General features: G+C 51.4%; 22 protein-coding genes and 1 tRNA gene. 14 read left to right on the top strand and 9 right to left on the bottom strand.

What is annotated here, in order from left to right:
- Positions 1–25 precede the first annotated feature (25 nt).
- On the top strand, positions 26–151 hold the full coding sequence (locus tag L971_RS15260) for a hypothetical protein (protein WP_029335148.1): 126 nt from the start codon (positions 26–28) through the stop codon (positions 149–151).
- Between the two features lie 42 nt (positions 152–193).
- Here the strand turns inward: L971_RS15260 and L971_RS10245 are convergent, their stop codons facing one another.
- The 3 genes from L971_RS10245 to L971_RS10255 form a co-directional block, all read right to left on the bottom strand.
- Positions 194–463 (bottom strand): hypothetical protein, encoded by a 270-nt coding sequence (locus tag L971_RS10245; protein WP_024370330.1) that lies wholly within the window; start codon positions 461–463, stop codon positions 194–196.
- A 128-nt stretch (positions 464–591) separates the two neighbouring features.
- Entirely contained in the window at positions 592–1,224 is a 633-nt protein-coding gene (locus L971_RS10250; RefSeq protein WP_024370331.1) for a hypothetical protein, read from the bottom strand.
- Between the two features lie 86 nt (positions 1,225–1,310).
- Entirely contained in the window at positions 1,311–1,667 is a 357-nt protein-coding gene (locus L971_RS10255; protein ID WP_024370332.1) for a PilZ domain-containing protein, read from the bottom strand.
- A gap of 154 nt (positions 1,668–1,821) precedes the next feature.
- On the opposite strand from L971_RS10255, the gene L971_RS10260 reads away from it, so the two are divergent.
- Positions 1,822–2,070 (top strand): hypothetical protein, encoded by a 249-nt coding sequence (locus L971_RS10260; protein ID WP_024370333.1) that lies wholly within the window; start codon positions 1,822–1,824, stop codon positions 2,068–2,070.
- 31 nt (positions 2,071–2,101) lie between these two features.
- Here the strand turns inward: L971_RS10260 and L971_RS10265 are convergent, their stop codons facing one another.
- The 5 genes from L971_RS10265 to L971_RS10290 form a co-directional block, all read right to left on the bottom strand.
- Positions 2,102–2,797, bottom strand: coding sequence for a queuosine precursor transporter (locus L971_RS10265; RefSeq protein ID WP_024370334.1), 696 nt, complete (start codon positions 2,795–2,797; stop codon positions 2,102–2,104).
- A 1,011-nt stretch (positions 2,798–3,808) separates the two neighbouring features.
- Positions 3,809–3,879: transfer RNA gene (locus L971_RS10275), tRNA-Thr, on the bottom strand.
- Between the two features lie 94 nt (positions 3,880–3,973).
- Positions 3,974–6,346: an immune inhibitor A domain-containing protein gene (locus L971_RS10280; RefSeq protein ID WP_047375665.1), complete on the bottom strand. Its 2,373-nt coding sequence runs from the start codon at positions 6,344–6,346 to the stop codon at positions 3,974–3,976.
- A gap of 137 nt (positions 6,347–6,483) precedes the next feature.
- Complete coding sequence (locus tag L971_RS10285; RefSeq protein WP_047375667.1) at positions 6,484–7,275, bottom strand: class I SAM-dependent methyltransferase; 792 nt, start codon at positions 7,273–7,275, stop codon at positions 6,484–6,486.
- A gap of 42 nt (positions 7,276–7,317) precedes the next feature.
- Positions 7,318–7,629, bottom strand: coding sequence for a hypothetical protein (locus L971_RS10290; RefSeq protein ID WP_024370338.1), 312 nt, complete (start codon positions 7,627–7,629; stop codon positions 7,318–7,320).
- 183 nt (positions 7,630–7,812) lie between these two features.
- On the opposite strand from L971_RS10290, the gene L971_RS10295 reads away from it, so the two are divergent.
- From L971_RS10295 to L971_RS10340, 10 genes are all read left to right on the top strand, one after another.
- Positions 7,813–8,676 carry a cation diffusion facilitator family transporter gene (locus L971_RS10295; protein WP_047375670.1) on the top strand — a complete coding sequence of 288 codons (864 nt, stop codon included), beginning with the start codon at positions 7,813–7,815 and terminating at the stop codon, positions 8,674–8,676.
- Positions 8,677–8,763: 87 nt separating this feature from the next.
- Positions 8,764–9,240 (top strand): GNAT family N-acetyltransferase, encoded by a 477-nt coding sequence (locus L971_RS10300; protein WP_047375672.1) that lies wholly within the window; start codon positions 8,764–8,766, stop codon positions 9,238–9,240.
- A gap of 46 nt (positions 9,241–9,286) precedes the next feature.
- Entirely contained in the window at positions 9,287–10,273 is a 987-nt protein-coding gene (locus tag L971_RS10305; protein ID WP_047375674.1) for a LacI family DNA-binding transcriptional regulator, read from the top strand.
- A 109-nt stretch (positions 10,274–10,382) separates the two neighbouring features.
- Positions 10,383–11,327 (top strand): carbohydrate kinase, encoded by a 945-nt coding sequence (locus L971_RS10310; RefSeq protein WP_047375677.1) that lies wholly within the window; start codon positions 10,383–10,385, stop codon positions 11,325–11,327.
- Positions 11,324–12,754: a sucrose-specific PTS transporter subunit IIBC gene (locus L971_RS10315; RefSeq protein ID WP_024370343.1), complete on the top strand. Its 1,431-nt coding sequence runs from the start codon at positions 11,324–11,326 to the stop codon at positions 12,752–12,754. The genes L971_RS10310 and L971_RS10315 overlap by 4 nt, the downstream gene beginning before the upstream one ends.
- Before the next feature lie 18 nt (positions 12,755–12,772).
- Positions 12,773–14,191, top strand: a complete 1,419-nt coding sequence (locus L971_RS10320) for a sucrose-6-phosphate hydrolase (RefSeq protein ID WP_029335131.1) — start codon at positions 12,773–12,775, stop codon at positions 14,189–14,191.
- 120 nt (positions 14,192–14,311) lie between these two features.
- Positions 14,312–14,611 carry a hypothetical protein gene (locus tag L971_RS10325; protein WP_024370345.1) on the top strand — a complete coding sequence of 100 codons (300 nt, stop codon included), beginning with the start codon at positions 14,312–14,314 and terminating at the stop codon, positions 14,609–14,611.
- A gap of 70 nt (positions 14,612–14,681) precedes the next feature.
- Positions 14,682–15,107, top strand: coding sequence for a hypothetical protein (locus tag L971_RS10330; RefSeq protein WP_231557592.1), 426 nt, complete (start codon positions 14,682–14,684; stop codon positions 15,105–15,107).
- A 97-nt stretch (positions 15,108–15,204) separates the two neighbouring features.
- Positions 15,205–15,621, top strand: a complete 417-nt coding sequence (locus L971_RS10335) for a hypothetical protein (RefSeq protein WP_047375680.1) — start codon at positions 15,205–15,207, stop codon at positions 15,619–15,621.
- 44 nt (positions 15,622–15,665) lie between these two features.
- A complete protein-coding gene (locus L971_RS10340; RefSeq protein ID WP_156111519.1) occupies positions 15,666–16,067 on the top strand; it encodes a hypothetical protein in 402 nt (133 codons plus the stop codon).
- A gap of 22 nt (positions 16,068–16,089) precedes the next feature.
- Here the strand turns inward: L971_RS10340 and L971_RS10345 are convergent, their stop codons facing one another.
- A complete protein-coding gene (locus L971_RS10345) occupies positions 16,090–16,935 on the bottom strand; it encodes an alpha/beta fold hydrolase (RefSeq protein WP_047375681.1) in 846 nt (281 codons plus the stop codon).
- Between the two features lie 116 nt (positions 16,936–17,051).
- Here L971_RS10345 and L971_RS10350 point away from each other — a divergent pair, with 116 nt between their 5' ends.
- On the top strand, positions 17,052–18,047 hold the full coding sequence (locus L971_RS10350; RefSeq protein WP_047375683.1) for a YafY family protein: 996 nt from the start codon (positions 17,052–17,054) through the stop codon (positions 18,045–18,047).
- Positions 18,048–18,263: 216 nt separating this feature from the next.
- Entirely contained in the window at positions 18,264–19,124 is an 861-nt protein-coding gene (locus tag L971_RS10355) for a metal-dependent hydrolase (protein WP_047375686.1), read from the top strand.
- Positions 19,125–19,131: the final 7 nt, after the last annotated feature.

Genomic DNA, 19,131 nt, shown 5'->3' on the forward strand with positions numbered 1-19,131 from the left:
AACTATCGAAAAGGAGGGATGCTTCATGAAACGTGACGAATCACAACCAGGGGTCCATCCAGACCCAGAGCCAGACGAACAATCCGATCCAGCAAAAAAACCGGCTCCGACGGAACACCCAGATCCGGACCCGGAAGACGATAACGACTAACAAAAAGGAGAGGGCCTTTGATCAGGTCCTCTCCTTTCCTGTTCATTTTTTCTTGACGGCTTTGAATTCGTTCATACGGTCGAACTCTTTTTCATTGAAGTATTCAACGATGACGAAGTCACCGACCGGACATTCCCACCGGTCTTTGGCGACTTGGCACTCTTTTAAGCTGACGTTCTCTTCGTACATGTCGAGTTCGAGCATGTCTTTCAAGAATTGGTCGACTTTCTTTTCAGGTACTTTATGATACTCGCTGAGGGTGACTTCCTCTTGTTTGTCGTTCGTGTGTGTCATGACTTTGAAAAAACGCATGATCTCATTCCTACTTTCTGTTGCGCTCATTTTAGACGTTGAGGTCTCACCACCCATCATACATCAATCGACGTGACGAAGATAGACGAACGCCCTGTCGTCACTGTTTGAGTGGGACAGGGCGTCGGTTATGCACGTCTAGGACGTTTTGGCGGTGCTTCATTGAACGGTTGTTTGTGACGGATGATAAGCCAGAACAAAAGTCCGAATAACGGGATATAGGGGAGCGGCCATAAACCCATCTTGTATCGCTTCGCGTCACGGTTCATGAGCGTGATTTGAATGAACGCGAGCAAGAAGAAGTCGACGGTCATCGTCCGGACGAACTGATTATTTTCCACGTACGACCAATACGTGCCGACATCCCCTGTCGTTGCGGCTGCGATGAAGAGGCCGATCGTCACGAGGAGCAAGGCGACGCCGAGCAGTCGTGTCGGTAACGGCTTGATTGGCGTCGGATAAGGCGACTGCCGGGCGAACGCCAAATAAGGTGCGATGATGAACCCACCGACGACGAACCCTGTCGCAGCCGGCAAGAGCGGATTCGGGCGCAACTGGTTCACTTCAGACCACAACAATGGGAACAAGGCGAGTGGATACACGCCTAAAATGCTGAATAAGGACAAGGAATAGCCTTCATACGCTTCCGTGTTATACGTTAAAAAATCGAGCAGGAAGCGGCTCGAGAACGGTTCGTTCGGCCCGAGGAGCGCAATGGCGATGGCGATGGCCCACGGGATCAATAAAAATTTTCTAGTCATGCCGACACCTCACGTCAAGTTCTGTTTCAACTAGTATACCCTGTTTTCGAATAACGAAAAATGAGAAAGTGTCGGCGGACACTTTCTCATTTGTTCTCGCGGGCATATGATTTGATCATCGTGACGAGCTGTTGTGCCTCGTCCGAGTTTGTTTCGAGTAAAATGCCGTAGTCGTACATGCTGCCGATTTGACTGCGGTGCCGGACATGCCCGGTCAGTTCGATCGCTTGCAACATCGGGACGAGATCGAGAACGACTTCTACTTTCAAACCATCGGACAACGGAAATAAATAATCACATCGCAGTTTTAAGCCATGGGCGCTAATGTTCAACAACATCCCTTCGCCGTCGTGAAGTTCTTTGTCTTCCCAAACGAGGCGATACGGAACAATTCGAGGGTTCGGTAAGATGTAACGGAATGTCTCTTGGCGTCGATAACGCATCGGTTCACCTCATTTCTCTACTAGCATTATCGGTTCGATTATAAAAAAAGTGAAGCAGGGATCACCGTAAATTGATGCGGACGCGGTTTACAGAAACAGAAGCGCTTTCTATAATGGGGGTACACAGGAGGTGTGAGTGAAGGAGGGGGACCACATGAACGTCAATGACTTACTCCGACGCTATTCGATCGACGAACCGATCATCTATGTGAAGAACTTACACGGGCAGTGGGTCAAACTCGAGCAGTTGCCGCCCTACACCATACTAGAAGTCGAAGCGACAGAAGAGGCCATCGAGGCGTTGGCGATCGACGCGTACATGGCGCTCACCATTTGTCGTGAGAAATCGTCGCTCGAAGATGCGAGACCGTACGCCGTTCGTCTTCATATCAAGGGGAAATAAATACCGCAGCCGAATTCGGCTGCGGTATTTATTATGCTGCTTTTTCTGTTTCGTCGTCTTGCGGTGCAGTCCGTTTCGCGTAATACATGAACGGTGTCGCCATCCAAGCGATGACGAACTTCGCGACGTACGTCGTGACGAAGATGTTCCACCAGATGCCCCATTCCATGCCCCAGAAGGCGATTGTACAGAACGTGAGCGTGTCGATGAACTGGGAGACAACGGTCGAGCCGGTCGTACGAAGCCACAGCTTCTTCTCGCCAGTCTTCGCACGAATCTTTGAGTAGATGAAGACGTCGAACAGTTGCGAGACGAGGTATGCCGCGAGACTACCGAGCGTGATGAGCGGTAGCATCGAGAACAACGCCTCGAAACTTTCATGCATGAACAGCGCTTCTTCAAACGGCTCGTACAGCAAGGCGAACTGCATGAGCACCGTCGAGACAATCAAGATGAAGAAACCGAGCCAGACGCCTTTACGCGCCGTATGACGACCGTATTTCTCGTTCAAGATGTCTGTTGCTAAATAAAGGGAACCGTAGACGATGTTCCCGAGTGTGAAGATGAAACCACCGATTACAATCTGCTGCGTCACTTGGATGTTGGCGACGACCGAGGCCATCGCGATCCAGGCGAACAGCCCGACGCGTCCGAATAGCTTGTAGCTGAGGACGAGCAGGCCGAGCGTGAGCAAGGCAGAAGGAATCCATAACCATTCATTAAGCATTGGGATGTTGCTCCTTCCGAATCAATAAGTACTTTTAACTTTTCAAGTTTATAGAGATACCGAAACTGTGTCAAGACAGTTTCCATGACTGAATGGAAAAGCTCTCACTCGAGTTTTGGATGAGAGCGATTTATCTAATTGGGATGAGGTCATACTCTACTCAGATTGATAGCGATGCCCTTCATAATCGATGACAGCTAATTCAGTCGGTTACGGGCATCTTCCCAATATGTCCAATTGTCAGCCTCTAAAAACTGCGTCAACCTCTCACTGACGGTTGTGAGTTCATTTAATACGTTGGTCAGCTCTTTACGGTCGATTCCTGACGCATCGGATGCGATAAGGTGGTCGAGCGCCAAGTGATATACCCTTATATGTAAATTTAACGGAAAAATCATAACGACACTTTTGTAAAATCTGGGAATATGATAAAGGTGTCTCGAGAAATGAGTTATAATATTAAATGAAAGGTGGGGAAATTATGAAAGTTTTATCGGCAGTGATATTATTATGTAACTCTTTATGGATGACAATTTATTTGTATGGAGAATATGCGATTCATTCTGTAAAATTTGATATTTCTTTAGTGACATTTCCGGTAGCGCTTTTTATTTTGTCTATCGTATTCTTTTTAAATCCCAAGGAAAGCTATCCAGCTAAAGAAATCAAATCGAATGACTAGTTAGGCATTTAAAAATGATGAGGAATCTATTATATGAGCAAATAAGCGTCCTCCAGGGCGTTTTTTGTCATCTGTTAAAGTTACACTCATAGCTACAATTCAATACGTGACCTCGCATCACAAAGAGGTCACGTATATGCAACTAACGACATCGCTCCAGAAACAGACGGTAAATACATTTGGGACGTTCAGGGAGGTACATTTTGAAAGGGTTATCTAATTCATTCGACAAACTGCTTCTGTGAACAACCTGTGCAAAGATAAACAAAAAGCACTTCCTGCAAGATACAGGAAGTGCCGTGAACCGCTTCGTTAAGCGGTATATTTGATGCCTCCGACGAGAATCGAACTCGTGCTGCAGCATTACCATTGCTGAGGTCTGCCACTAACCTACAGAGGCGTTACACGTATTATGTTACACAGTTCGTTCGCCAATTTCAAGCTTTTTTAGAATAATAAGACCCCGCATCCATTTCGGACGCGGGGGAGGATAGTTATTGTTTGCGAATCCAAACGGCACCGGCCGAGTTGTCTTTCGCTTCGCCGACGACGTCGACGACGAGACCGTATTTCGGTAATTTTTTACCTGCGTCCGGGATGAGCGAATTGATGTACGTGTTGGCGTCATTGAATTGCTTCACGCCTGGTTGTGCTTCGTAGTCGTAGATGCCACGACTCGGTGAATTAATGTACCATGGGAGCGTCTTATCTAAGCTGAACGCCGCGTCCGCGATTTGGTAACGCGTGCTACCTGCAACCGTGTCTTTGCCGTTCAACTTCCCGATCAATGCCTCCGGGTGAGAATCGACGACACCGATGAAACCTTCACCAGGGTGGACGCCGACCCAGTTGTCTGAGAACGAATCGTCCCCGTACCAGACGACGAGACCTGTGTTGTACTTGACGCCGCGGCCATTCAAGAGGCCTGTGTCAGCGCCGGCATGGTTACGCCACTCTAAATAGTAGTAGTGCGGCTTCTCATCCCAACCGTCCGATTTGACGAATCCGTTCAATTTGACCGCTTCCGCACCTTCCGCGTCGTCAGCGAACAACGTCGCGCCACCTGACGTGATCGAGACGTTATCGAGGGCGAACCCTTCAAGCGCAAGACCGCCGTCTGTCACGTACTCGAACACGATCGAGACGTCTTGACCGGCAAATTGAGACAAGTCATACGACTTACGGACCCATTCACCATTCGTCGATTCAGCGTCGTTGCCAGTGTCGTCGTCACCATAGACGTCGAGGACGACTTCTTTGCCGCCGCTGAGCGCTTTGACGTAGAGATAGTCGTAATCATACTCGATCTCAAAGCGTGTATCGAACGCGAGCTGACCGTCAGCGCCAAGTTTCACGCTCGGGATGGCCAGTTCAGTATGCAAGTTATCGCCTTTTGTCGAGTAGTAGTAATACTTCCCGAATTTCGGCTCGATACCTTTTACTTTTTTATCTGGCAAGTTGATTTTCACGATGCCAGGGTTGTTCGATTTCGTCACCGATTGGTCGAGTTGCGAGACGAAACCTTGGGCGTTGATATCTTCAAGGTCGACTTCCGTGATGTTGGCCCAGTTACCGCCCATCAACTTCTGGAAGTACTCTTTGTTCTGTGGTGAGAAGCTCGTCGGTTCTGTACCGGCAACTTTACCAGCCCAGCTACCACCGCTCATGATCGACCATGATTGGACCGGCTCGCCTTGACCTGTATATTGCGTGTCGTACTCATCCGGAAGACCGAGGTCGTGTCCGTATTCGTGAGCGAAGACGCCGACGGCCCCGTCTTCTGGTTGAATCGTGTAATCGAACGCTGCCACTTGACCGCCCCAATACGGGACAGCTGCTTCTGTGCCGGCGATGCGATATGGGCTGTTGCCGACGACCCAACGGTGTGACCAGACCGCGTCGTCACCGAGGACGCCGCCACCTGCTTCTTGGCCGGTACCCGCATGAATGATCATCAAGTGGTCGACCAAGCCGTCCGGTTCGTTGAAGTTTCCGTCACCATCAAGGTCATACAAATCATACTCGTCGAATTCGGCAAGGTTCATACCGTTCGCGACGGCCGCGTTCAAAGCGTCTTTGACGAGTTGACGCGGTCCTGGTCCGGCGTTGTCATGACCACCCGTCGGACGATCGGCACCGTAGTCTTTCGCTGTGCCCGGTACAGTCAACCATTCGGAAACCGTTCCATCGACGGTGTAGCTGCCGCCAGACTGCTCCTCATAATACTGTTTGAACGTCTGGACTTTGTCCCCGTTGAACAGTTCGAACGAATCGTCACCGAACATATACTGTTCGTAGTGCTCTTTACTGAAGTTGTCGCTATACAGATAGCCTTCTTCTTGGACGACGTTGTTATGTTTGAAGTCGCTATACTCGACGAGAAGGACGAGTACTTTGTCTTCGCGGACGGCGCCGTTATAGCCGGCCTGTTTCGCGGGATCGACTTTTACTTGGCCGTTCGGTTTCCCTTTGCGATAGTTCGCTTGGCCTTTTTTCGCTTTGTCGAGGAGACGGTTCGATTCTTTTTCGAACTGGTTATGTATCTTCTCTTTGGCAGCGGCTGCCTTGTCATGCAAATCATGCTTATGCGGGTCTTGCGCTGCACCTTGTTTCTTGGAGATGTACGCCTCGACCGCTTTCGTACGCTCGGACGCGGATAAGCCCTTTTTGATGACGCCGCGGTTCTCGAGCGCTTTCGCGAGACGGTCCTCATCGATGATGTGATGGTCGAACGGGGCGTGTTCGCTGGCCGTCGGCAACGCCGGAGCGACATTGGTCGGCCCGGCAGCTACCGGGATGGCGCTGATTGTCATTGCTGACGTCAAGACGGCTGCGAGTGTTGTACGCCGAATGGAACGATTTTTCATCTGTACTTACCTCCTGTGAAAATAATGGGAAAATGTGTGAGCTTAGGGTAAACGTTAGACTTGTGTCAGATTAATGTCAATATTCAGAAAAAAGGAAGTGTAAAAAAGAGACTTTAGCCCCTCTTAGGCATAAAGCACTAAAAGGAACCGGTCTCTTTGTCGATAAATCCGTAATGCAGTTTAGATGTTTTCCTCACAACCCGTGTGAAACCGAACTGTTCAAACGCCTCGCTCTCAAAATGGGCCTTCAGGACAATACGTCGTTTGGCGACACGAACCGCCTCTTGCATCAGTTGTATGGAGAGGGGAGCATCGTTCGCGAGCGACCGTAACGGGTTCAAGTGAACCGATTCTGAAATCGTTTTTTCGAACATCGGATCGAAGTAGACGACGTCAAACGAATTGGATGCACATGTCTTCAAATAAAGGAGCGCATCTTGATGGACGACTTCGATGCGGCGCATCGCTTCATTGAGCGCCTCTTCTTTCTCTATCCAGACAGCCATCCCTTCACGGACGAGCATCGCCGTCACAAACTCGCTCTCGATCCCGGTGACATGACCGCTTTCACCGACCGCGTGGCTCATGACGATCGAGTCCGAGCCGAGACCGAGTGTACAGTCGAGTACACGGTCGCCTTGTTGAAGGCCTGCGATATCGACGAGCGGGTCGTTTCCGCCCCGCAGCAACTGCTTGACGCGGAAAACTGAGCTCGACGGGTGAAAGAAAAACGGTTCGGTCGTGCCGAACGGCGTATACTCGACGCGGCGTTTATCGAAGACGAGGACACCGACTTGGTGACGCTCCATCAAAGTTTCGATCGAATGCTTGCGTCTCTCCACAAACCGGACGTCGTAATCGGACGCATGGGCTTTTGCCCGTTCCAAGACGGTCTCGATCGGGCGCAGACAAGTCGTGACAATATACATAAGTGTTTCTCCTCACTTAAAAAGCGAGACGCGACAGGCGCCTCACTTCTTCTTACTGAGTAAATCCGACAACTCGTCGATGAGCGCCTTGTGCGTGGCGAGTTCTTTCTTCTTTTCATCGTTCGGGTTGATCGGGCGTTTCGAGCGGCTTTGGAGCGCCTCGAGAGTCTCGTCGATCGACGATTTCAACGTGTCGCGGTCTTCAGGCTTGAGCGTGACTTCTTGCGGGTTTTCACCGCTTGCGTCGAGCTCTCGTAACCGAGCCATCAACTGTTTGGCCTCACGATTTAAATCCGATAACAATCTGTCAATTTGTTCCAAACGTAATTTAATACCATCTCGTTCTGTGAACATACGTTTCACCTCTTTTTACGGGTTAACCACAAGGGTCTCTTCATGATTACTTTACCATATTTTTCGTAAGACGAAACTACCGGGAATATATTCCATTTATTTTGAGTGTGGCAAACACTGTTTCTCTATACCCACTCAAAGTCGACCTGGTATACTAACGAGGCTAAAAAGGGAGGTGGTCGGATGGATTCGGCGAATCATCCACCAAAAGCGCTCAAAGGCGCGATATTATCGATTACGACGTATCTGGTCTTATCTGTATTAAAAGTCGTTTTCGGATACATTTACAATTCAGAGGCCGTCCTCGCCGACGGTTTCAACAATACGACCGACATCATCGCCTCGATCGCGGTCTATATAGGCATCCGGATCGCCGCATTGCCAAGGGACGCCGAGCACAAGTACGGTCATGCGAAGATGGAGACGCTTGCCGCGCTTGTCGCGTCACTGATCATGGTCGCCGTCGGGGTGTTCGTCTTGTTGAACAGCCTGGCCAACTTGATCGGCGGCGAGTACGTGGAACCGAACCCGCTCGCAGCGCTCGTCGCCTTTTTAAGCGCACTCGTCATGTTCGGCGTGTACGCCTATAATTCGAATTTGGCGAAAAAGACACGATCGTTGGCTTTGAAAGCAGCGGCGAAAGACAATTTGGCCGACGCGATGATCTCGATCGGGGCAACACTCGGGGTACTGTTCGCCTACTTTAAACTACCTTGGATGGACACAGTGCTTGCAGTGCTCATCGCAGGGATGATTATCCGCACGGCGATACAAATCTTCCTCGATGCGACCCACCAATTGTCAGACGGCTTCCCGCCTGACCTCGTCAACGAGTATGAAGAGACGATCGGCGAGTTTGAGTCGGTGAAAGAAGTGCGTGAAATCAAAGGACGGCATCTCGGCAACCACGTCATGCTCGACGTGACGATCGCGGTCGATGGCGAGCTGACGGTCGACGAGGCCCACGGTTTATGTGACGAAATCGAGCGAAAACTCGATGAGCGTCATGCCGTCGATTCGGTCCACATTCACATCGAACCGGTTTGAGGTTCGGTTATCTTTTGCGCTACACACCGCGCTTCGTATATAATGAGTGTGGAAAGACTTTGGACTAACTGTTAAGGAGGGCACGGGATGGAAATCGTGCGTCAACCTATTCGTCAGATTGATGAGATCGAATATGAACATTTTCAAAAATACGGGGAAAGCTCGTACGGCATTTCAGCTGAAGAGTTGAAGGGCATCTTCGTCGAGATGGGAACCGAGCATGTGTATTCGGCCGATGAACATAGTTACGGGGAGGACTTTTATTATGATCTTCTCGTCGACGGGAAAATCGTCGGTAAAGTGCTTCTTCTCAAGCTCGCTCGCGTCTATCAACTTGATTTGATGGTGTTCGACCCGTATAAAGACAACGGGTATGCGACAGAAGGGTTACGCCTCGCGCTCGAACAGTCGGACTTAAAAGCAGGTCATACGGTTCGTGCCGGCATCCCGCCGACGAGCCCGCATCAAGAGGCAACGCGCCGTGTGCTCGAAAAGAATGGCTTCGAGAAACGGAACGGACTCTTTTATTTAAACTTTAAAAAACGATACGTAGTGAACCACTGAACTGACGGCGTCTAGCGCGTCAGTTTTTTCGTATGGAGGTTTTCGGATGAGACAAGTGACAATCAATGACATCGCCAAGCTAGCCGGCGTCGCCAAGAGCACCGTCTCCCGTTATTTGAACGGGGGTTCGGTCGGGCAGGCGACACGCGAAAAGATTGAGCGGGTCATCCAAGAGACGAACTATGAACCGAACCAGTTCGCCCAAAGCTTGAAATCAAAACAAACGAAGATGATCGGCGTCATCGTGCCGCGGCTCGACTCATACGCCGCCTCGCGGACGATGATGGGCATCGATGAACGCTTGACCGAACGGGATTATCAAATGCTCGTCGTGAACACTGCCCAACAGACAGAGCGAGAGATCGAACAGCTATACAACTTAGCGAAACAAAAAGTCGCCGGCATCATCTGGCTCGGGACGACGGTCACCCCTCGCCATTTACAGGCGATTCAAGACATCCAAATTCCTGTCCTGTTGATCGGACAGGAGCATGAGCTCGTTCATAGTCTCGTCTATCCCGATTTTGATGCGGCTTATGCCCTTGGCAGACAATTCATGGACTGGGGGCATCGTGAGGTCACCTATGTGGGCGTCGAGTCGTACGACATCGCTGTCGGCCAAGCGAGACGAGGCGGTTTTTTGAAGGCGTTTAACGAGGCGGGCGCAGACGTCAAGACGTATACGACGACGTTTAAAATCGACGACGCGATTCCGATTGGGACACAGATTGGACAGGAGCAAACGTCATCGCTCGTCGTCTGTGCGACCGATAATATCGCCCTCGGGATACTGAAAGGGTTAGCCAATAGCGGAAAGACCGTCCCTGGAGACGTCTCGGTGAGCGGATTTGGCGGCTACGATTTCACTGAAGTACTGCATCCATCTCTTACGACCGTACACCTTCCATATCGAAGGACGGGAGCGAAGGCGGCTGACATGATTATCCAGTTGTTAACAGCTGATGTCATCCCGATGAAAACGTTCACAACTTTTGAATTAAAACTGCGAGAAAGCGTTGACATTTTAAATTAAATCGATTACATTTGTGTTGCGGAACCGGTTCCGCAACATTTTTTATTCGTTTTTGGAACCGGTTCGATAAATGATACGAAGCAATATATTCAGACATGGAGGTGGACGGATGAACACCGTACATTGCATTGGCGAACTATTGATTGACTGGGTTTGCGAGGACGCATCGAGCGACCTCGTCAACGGAACGACATTCGTGAAAAAAGCGGGAGGCGCGCCGGCCAACGTGGCTGCCGTCGTCAGTAAACATGGGGGCGAGTCGAGCTTCCTCGGACAAGTCGGGGCGGATCCGTTCGGACAGTTCTTGAAAGAGACGCTCGAAGCGAACGGCGTCGGCACGGACAACTTGGTCGAAGCAGGCGACACGACGTTCGCATTCGTCTCGATTCAAGCGGACGGAGAACGTGACTTCACGTTCCGACGCGGAAGTGACGGCGACTATGCGTTCGAAGCGATAGACTTATCGAAGTTCAAATCAGGGGATATCGTCCATTTTGGCTCGGCGACAGCACTCCTTGACGGTGAACTGAAAAACGCCTACTTTAAGTTGCTGCAATTCGCCAAACGCGACGGGCTGTTCGTCTCGTTTGACCCAAACTATCGCGACGCGCTCGTGACGGACCTTGAGGCGTTCAAACAAGACTCGCTCCACTTCATCGCCGAGGCCGACTTCGTCAAACTGAGCGAAGAAGAAGCGCACTTGTTGACCGGAGCCGAAACGCTCGACGAAGCGGTCGACGCACTACTCAAGCTCGGCGCGAATCGCGTCGCCATCACGCTCGGCTCGCGCGGCACGTTGATCGCGACAGACGAGACGCGAGACATCATCCCGTCGGTGAACATTGAAAGCGTTGACTCAACGGGTGCCGGTGACGCATTCGTCGGCGCGTACTTGTATCGTCTCGCCACACTCGGCGTCGAGGATACGCGTTTACAGAAGGATATCGAATATGCGAACGTGACCGGCGCCTTGACATGCACCGCTTACGGCGCGATTCCAGCCATACCGTCACCACAACGTGTTCAACAAATGTTAGGAGGGAAACCCGAATGAACTACAGACAAGAAGCAGAAGCGATTTTAGAGGCGCTCGGCGGAAAAGATAACGTCGCCGCAGCCGCCCACTGTGCCACCCGGCTCCGTCTCGTCTTGAACGACGAGTCGAAAGTCGATGAGAAGAAACTTGACGCGTTAGACGTCGTCAAAGGGACGTTCTCGACGGGCGGACAGTACCAAATCATCATCGGTACAGGTACGGTCAATAAAATTTATGCTGAGTTCTCCGAATTGACAGGTCTCGGCGACATGTCGACAAGCGACGTCAAGTCGGCGAGCGCGAAGAAAGGCAACCCGCTCCAACAGTTCGTGAAGATGTTATCTGATATTTTCGTACCGATCATCCCGGCCATCGTCGCCGGTGGTCTCTTGATGGGGATCAACAACTTGCTCACGGCGCCGGACTTGTTCTTTGACGGCAGCTCACTCATCGACCAGTATCCAGGCATCGCCGACCTCGCCGCCATGATCAATACGTTCGCCAACGCCGCCTTCGTCTTCTTGCCCGTCCTGATCGGATTCTCCGCGGCCAAACGGTTCGGGGGCAACCCGTATCTCGGTGCCGCCCTCGGGATGATCATGGTCCACCCGGATCTCGTCAACGCCTACGCGCAAGCGACGGTCGGCGATATCCCGGTTTGGAATATCCTCGGATTTGAAATCGAGAAACTTGGTTACCAAGGTCAAGTGTTACCGGTACTCGTATCGGCTTATATCTTATCGAAGCTCGAAATCAACATCCGTAAATTCATGCCGGCATCGCTCGACATCTTGCTCACACCGCTTCTCTCACTCCTCTTCACAGCGTTCATCACGTTCGCCTTTGTCGGACCGATCACGCGTGAGGCAGGGAACTTGATCATCGACGGTCTCGTTTGGACGTACGACTCGCTCGGCTTCTTCGGCGGTCTCGTCATGGGTCTCTTGTATGCACCAATCGTTATCACTGGGATGCACCACAGCTTCATCGCCATCGAGACACAACTGCTCGCCGATATCGCACGTACGGGCGGATCGTTCATCTTCCCGATCGCTGCGATGTCAAACGTCGCCCAAGGTGCGGCTACACTCGCGGTCTTCTTCTTGACACGTGAGAAGAAAATGAAAGGTGTCGCTTCGGCATCAGGTATCTCGGCACTACTAGGCATCACGGAACCGGCCATGTTCGGGGTCAACTTGAAACTCCGGTACCCGTTCATCGCCGCCATCATCGGTTCAGGGATCGCCTCGGCGTTCATCGTCGGTCGCGAAGTTCTCGCCGTCGCACTCGGTGCAGCTGGTCTTCCAGGGATCATCTCGATCGCACCGACATCAATCGTATCGTATATCATCGGCATGGCGATCTCGTTCGCTGTCGCCTTCAGCTTGACGTTCGTCCTTGCGAAGCGCCAGGCGAAAAAAGACGCGGTCAAACAAGCCGCATAATCAAAAGGAGTGATTTAGATGACTTGGACGAAGGCGGAACGTTATCGTTCGCTGCGTGACGTGAGTGCCCTCGACATGGAGACGCTCCGCACGAAAACGGCGGCCTCACCGTGGCGGTTCGGATATCATATCCAACCGCCGACAGGCCTCCTCAACGACCCGAATGGATTCACTTTCTTCAACGGGGAATACCACATGTTCTATCAGTGGTTCCCGCTCGGACCGGTACACGGTCTGAAACATTGGTATCACGTCACATCGACGGACCTCGTCACGTGGACTGATCGCGGGGTGGCGTTAGTCCCGGAGACGACCGAGGACTCGCACGGCGCTTACTCAGGTAGCGGCTTTGTCGCTGATGGTGAACTCCACGTCATGTATACGGGTAACCACCGGACGGACGACTGGACGCGTCACGCCTCGCAACTGATCGGCGTGTTACGAGATGGCAAAATCGAACGACGGAACGTCGCCATCCCGGATGTACCGGCTGGCTATACGGAGCACTTCCGCGATCCGAAAGTATGGTTTGAGAATGGGTTCTACTATGCGATCGTCGGGGCCCAGCGCGAGAACGAGACCGGATGTGTTGTCTTGTATCGTTCAAGCGACTTAAATGACTGGACGTTCCTCGGAGAAGTGAAGACGGGCCTCGACCCGTTCGGTTACATGTGGGAATGTCCGGACGTGTTCGAACTGAACGGTCAGCACGTGCTCGTCTTCTCACCGCAAGGCATTGAGCCGGATGGACATCGCTATCACAACATCTATCAGTCCGGCTACTTGATCGGGAAGCTTGATGTGGAGACGTTGACGTTCACACACGGCGCGTTTGAAGAGCTCGATTTTGGGTTTGACTTCTATGCCCCGCAGACGACCGAACATGACGGACGTCGCGTGCTCGTCGGTTGGATGGGCTTGCCGGAGATCGAGTATCCGACGGACCGATTCGGTTGGGCACACGCCTTGACGCTACCGCGCGAACTGTCGATTGAAAACGGTGAGCTTAAACAACGTCCGGTGAAGGCGATGACAAAGCTACGCCAAGACGAATTCGTCAACGCCTCCGGGACTGCGATGAATGCTTCGACACCGAACCGCTACGAACTCGAGTTGACAACGGATGGGTCGGACTTCACGCTCGAGCTGCTTCGAGTCGGAGACGAATCGCTCGTCATCCGGTACGATGAAGCGTCTCGTGAGTTGACGATCGACCGGACAAACGCTGGTGAGCCGTTCGCGACCGAATTTGGCACGACGCGTACGAAAGTGATGGACGTCACGTCTCTCCATCTCTTCGTCGATTCGTCGAGCGTCGAATGTTTCGTCAATGACGGTGAAGCCGTCGCCACGCTTCGGGTGTTCCCGAGTGAGCTCGACAAAGGGCTACGCTATGAGGGTGGCACCGCGACGTTGACTGGTTGGACGTATGAATAAGGAAAAGCTGGGCTTCGGCCCGGCTTTTTTGTTGTTCCAAAATGTAACGATTTTATGTTTTGCTTATGATAATGTAAAAATAGGTAATTAATTACATAAAAAATGGAGAGTGATACTCTGATGTGGATTATATTTGGACTACTGGCGATTGGGGCGACGTTATTCAACTTGTATACGTTCAGCGTTGGGAAAGACTTCAAACTGGCGATGGCAATTGCGTTGTCGCTGACCGCACTCACGCTATGCGCCGAATATAGTTTGATTGCGATGTGGGTCGAAGCGGAAGACTGGGCGGCTTTAGCGGACGTTGTACCAGGCATGGAGCGTGCGCTATGGGTACTGACGATGACTTCAATCGGATTGAACGTGCTACCAATCTTTTTAGAACGGGCTAAGGAGAAGCAGAAGTCAAAAGCTTAAAGTGATATTAATGAAACGTTCTGTACACGTTTTGCGTATGTAAAATGATCAGATAGATAGGAGGTCGAATATGATGGGCAGACTGTTGAATTTCATTAATGAAGTGAGAAAAATTACGCTACCGTATGGGTATGGCAGAGAACGATTCAAGGCAGTTGAAGCTGAAGAGATGAATCGTGTGAAAGTCGCTGAATCGGTGGAAGGGACCCGATTCAACGACCAGTTCCTCGTCGAATACAATCGACTGCAGGACATCAAGGTATTCGCGGATATGCTTCGCAACGCGGACGAGTTGATGGACACGACAGTTCAGCGTGAACCGGATTTTGATCTTGAAATCCGTTATAAAGATGACGTGACAGAACGCTATCAACTTTGGCTCGGTCGAAGAGGGACACCGAGCGTCTTCATGAACGTCACCGAGACGCACCTCGTCTATAAAGTGGCATCTGACGTCACGGATCGTTTGATTGTGACGCTAGGAGTCGATGACTGAGCGCTTTACTTAAGTTTTTTCTGTTAGACGTTAACGATGAAACCAATTACACCTACCACTCGTAAAGAAAGACGACAATATATGGAGGTGGAGTCAGATGAAACGTCGGGGCAAATGGATGACGGGTATAGCCGCATTGACAGTCGGCTTACTCGGGGGTTGCGACACGAACGAGCTCGTCGCTGAAGATGTCACAGAGGTGAGAATTGCCGAGTCGGTCGACTTTGGCCGGTTCCAAGAACGAGATGTCCTCACGTATGACGAGCTCGAAGACGTCAAAGTGTTCGCGGACATGATTCGGAATGCAGAACAGCAAGCGGGAATCGTAAATATGGCGACGCCTGAATATGATGTGGAAGTCCACTATCAAGGTGAGAAGGTCGACCGCTATTACGTCTGGCTCGGCGACCTAGGCATGCCGACGAGCATTATGGATGTGACCGATACGAATACGGTGTATCTCGTCCCGGCAGACGTGACGGACGAGCTGATTCGACTGCTGGAGCATGAGTGAACGGTTTAAATGAGAGATGGATGGTGAAGCTATTGAAGCTATCAATGAAGCGAATCGTAGCGTCCATACTGGTAGTGTTCATGTTGACGGGTTGTGGCTCGAACGATTTTCGGACGGACGGGATTGAAGCTGTGACCGTCTCGGAATCGGATGGGTTTTACCGTTTCCAAACGGGTGACCTCATCACGTTTGACGAACCGAAAGCGATTCAAGTATTCGAGGACATGCTGCGTGAGGCAGAGAGAATTCCGGGGATCGCCAATGTGGTCGGGCCGGAATACGATCTCGAAGTCCGCTTCGAAGACGAGGAGACTGACCGCTATTACCTCTGGCTCAATGAATCGGACGGTGAGAGCAGCCTTTACGATGCTGACGATACAGACACGGCTTACCTCATTCCGGCAGACGTGACCAATCGACTGATTGAACTACTCGAAGCAGACTAAAAAAGACACCTGAACAGGTGCCTTACGAATTAAAGCGGATGAAACGCTCGATTTGTTGTTCGCTCTTCCTGGCTTGGCGACCAATCCAAATCAAATGGCCCGGACTGTTCAAAATCGTGAGCTGTGCATGCGGGATGAGCCGTTTGGCGTGATGGGCGTGTCGCACCGGCACAGCTTTATCATTTTTTGAATGGACGATATACGTCGGGCACGTCACCCCGAGCAGCGCCTCGTCCGGAACGCGCTGACGCAGGTCAAACTGCGCCCCGAGCCCGAACGCCATCTGACTGGCGACGCGTTTCAATAAGAAGATGTCGTACGGCGTCACTTCATCCCGAATCGCATCTAGCGCGAGGAAGCTCGTCGACTGAATCATCCGTGCCGTCGCCTCGAATGGTTGTTTTTGAATCGCTCGGAAGACGAACTGTTTCATCGCGAACTGCGCGGCAATGAATGGAGGTTGGGCGATGTTTCGACTGATGTAGCGACGGTACGGGAAATCGACCTCGCTCGTCACGGCGGCGGCGAGCGTGAGGCTGAGCGCAGCGTTATTTCGTGACGCGAGCTCAATCGATGTCGGACCACCGGCCGAGATGCCGTACACATGATAAGAATCGATGTTCATGATATGCATGAGCTGGCGCAAGTTCTCGGCGAACGCTTGCGGCGTCGCCGAAAATGAGTACGGAGTCTCACCGTAACCTGGCCGGGATGGGACAATGACCCGGAAACCGGACAAGACGAGCCGGTCCACATGGTACGGTTCTAGACTCGATGATTGGGTACCATGAATCAAGACGACGACCGGACCGTGACCGCGGTCGATGTATTCGATTTTCGTGCCGTTGACGTGGGCGTAATGTTTCACAGCGACGATTGCCTCCTTAAACGAAATGTAATGGAAAATAACTTTATTTCATGGAAATAACATGATAATGTCTCTTTATACATATTATATAGACAGAAATGAAAGGGGAACATACCGTGAACAACCGAGAGCGGTTACTCGAAGTAAGACGGTTCTTTGAGCGCCATACGGACGACAATCATCCGAAGACGTTAGAGGACCTGCTTGCCTACTTATCTACGATTGGTGATACTTCTAAGTTAGCAAAAAAATCTGTGAAAGACGACATCCAAGCTTTGAACGATTCGGGGTTTGAAGTGCAGGATGAGCTCGAGAAGAACGGACTCGCCAAAAAATACTGGCATTCGGCGCGTTTGTTCGAAAGCCATGAACTGCGGATGATGGTCGATGCGATCGTCGCTGCGAAATTCATCTCGGAAGACGTGACCGAACAGATCGTCGACAAGCTCCGTCATTTGACGAGCATCCCGGAAGCGGAGACGCTCCAGTCGATCATCAAGACGCCGAAAAAGAAAGTGAACTATATCCCATATCATATCGACCGGATCCAACGGGCGATTCAAGAACAAAAAGCCATCTCGTTCCAATACACGGACGTCGTCGGGTTCGACGTCGCCAAGCGGACGTTCCCGCTCCGGCGTGACGGGGAACGCTACGTCGTCAATCCGATCGATTTGCATTGGAACCATGAGCAGTACTACTTGATCGGTATCGACGAATCGATCGGGGAGGTTCGCAACTACCGGGTTGACCGGATCGTTAACTCAGAGATCGTCGAGGACGATACACCTCGTCAAAAACACCACTTGCCCGATGACTATTTCCAAAAATCGTTCAACATGTATAACGGGCTCGATGAAGAAGTCGTCTTGGCCGTTGACGAACGGGTGCTTCCGGTCATTTTCGACAAACTTGGGGAAGATGTGTCGATCACGGAAGTGAACGATCGATTCCACATTCGTTTCGATGCGGCCGTCTCCGACGGATTCGTCTTCTGGCTCTTGTCGCTCGGCGATCAAGTCGAGGTGCTCGAGCCGGTGACGCTCCGTGACCATATGCGTGAGACGATCGAATCGATGGCAAGCCGATATGCGAAAGCGAGCATTCATTGAATCGAATGATTTGAAGTTGTGATATACTGCTTGCGACACTTGTAGAAAGGGGACAGGCGGATGTTGAATTGGATGCCATTAATCATTCCGATTGTCGCTGTCATTTTTGTCGCTGTCGTCGCGAGACGCGCCATGAAAATGGACCAAGATAAATAAACTGAGGACATCCTTCTCGTTTTGAGGAGGGTGTCTTTTCAAAAAGAAAGGAGGGATACTGTGGATACGATCACACACACGCTGTTCGGACTCACGTTATATGGGGCGGCAGATAAGCGCGAGTTACAGAAAAATGAGAAACGCGCGTTGCTCGTGACGACGCTCGTCGGGAGTCAAATCCCGGATGCGGACGTCATCTCTCGGCTGTGGGACACCGAAGGAATGTATCAGATGTGGCATCGCGGCATCACGCACTCGATTTTCCTCGTCCCGCTATTCGCGCTACTCATCTATTGGCTCGTCCGCGTTCTTTTTAAAGTAACCGATATACGTTATTTTTACTGGGCGATGCTTTCCGTGTTCATCCATAACACGGCCGACGTGTTCAACGCCTGGGGAACGGGTTACTTTGAGCCGTTGTCAGACGCCAGGCTCACATTCGGAATCATCCCGATCGTCGACTTCGTCTATTGGGGCATCTTCCTCGTCGCATGGCTCGTGGCACGCCGTTCAAACGTACGGCACGCGGTGTATCGTTACGCTTGGGCTGCCATCCTCGTCCACGTTTTGATTCAAGGCGCGCAAGGTGCCTATTTGTATCAGTCGTACGCTGCCGAGCACGATGAGGTCGCGTTGTCGGCGTCGTTCATCCCGACGCAGTTCACGGTCGTCACGAAGACCGATGACACGGTCTCGATTTTCAGTGATTCAGTCTATCAATCGTCTGAGCTTCAATACGAATTGACGAGCGCGGACGATGCCGATTTGACACCGCTCTTTAATGAGAATAAAGAGGCGCTCACGCTGAAACAATGGTCACCGTTCGTTGTCGTTGTCGAGGAAGACGAGCGACTCGGTCTATTCGATCCGCGTTTCTTTGACGGCGAGTCGTCATTCCTTTACGAATACATCGAATTGTAGGTGAATC

This window comes from Exiguobacterium sp. ZOR0005, assembly GCF_000798975.1.
GTDB lineage: Bacteria > Bacillota > Bacilli > Exiguobacteriales > Exiguobacteriaceae > Exiguobacterium > Exiguobacterium aurantiacum.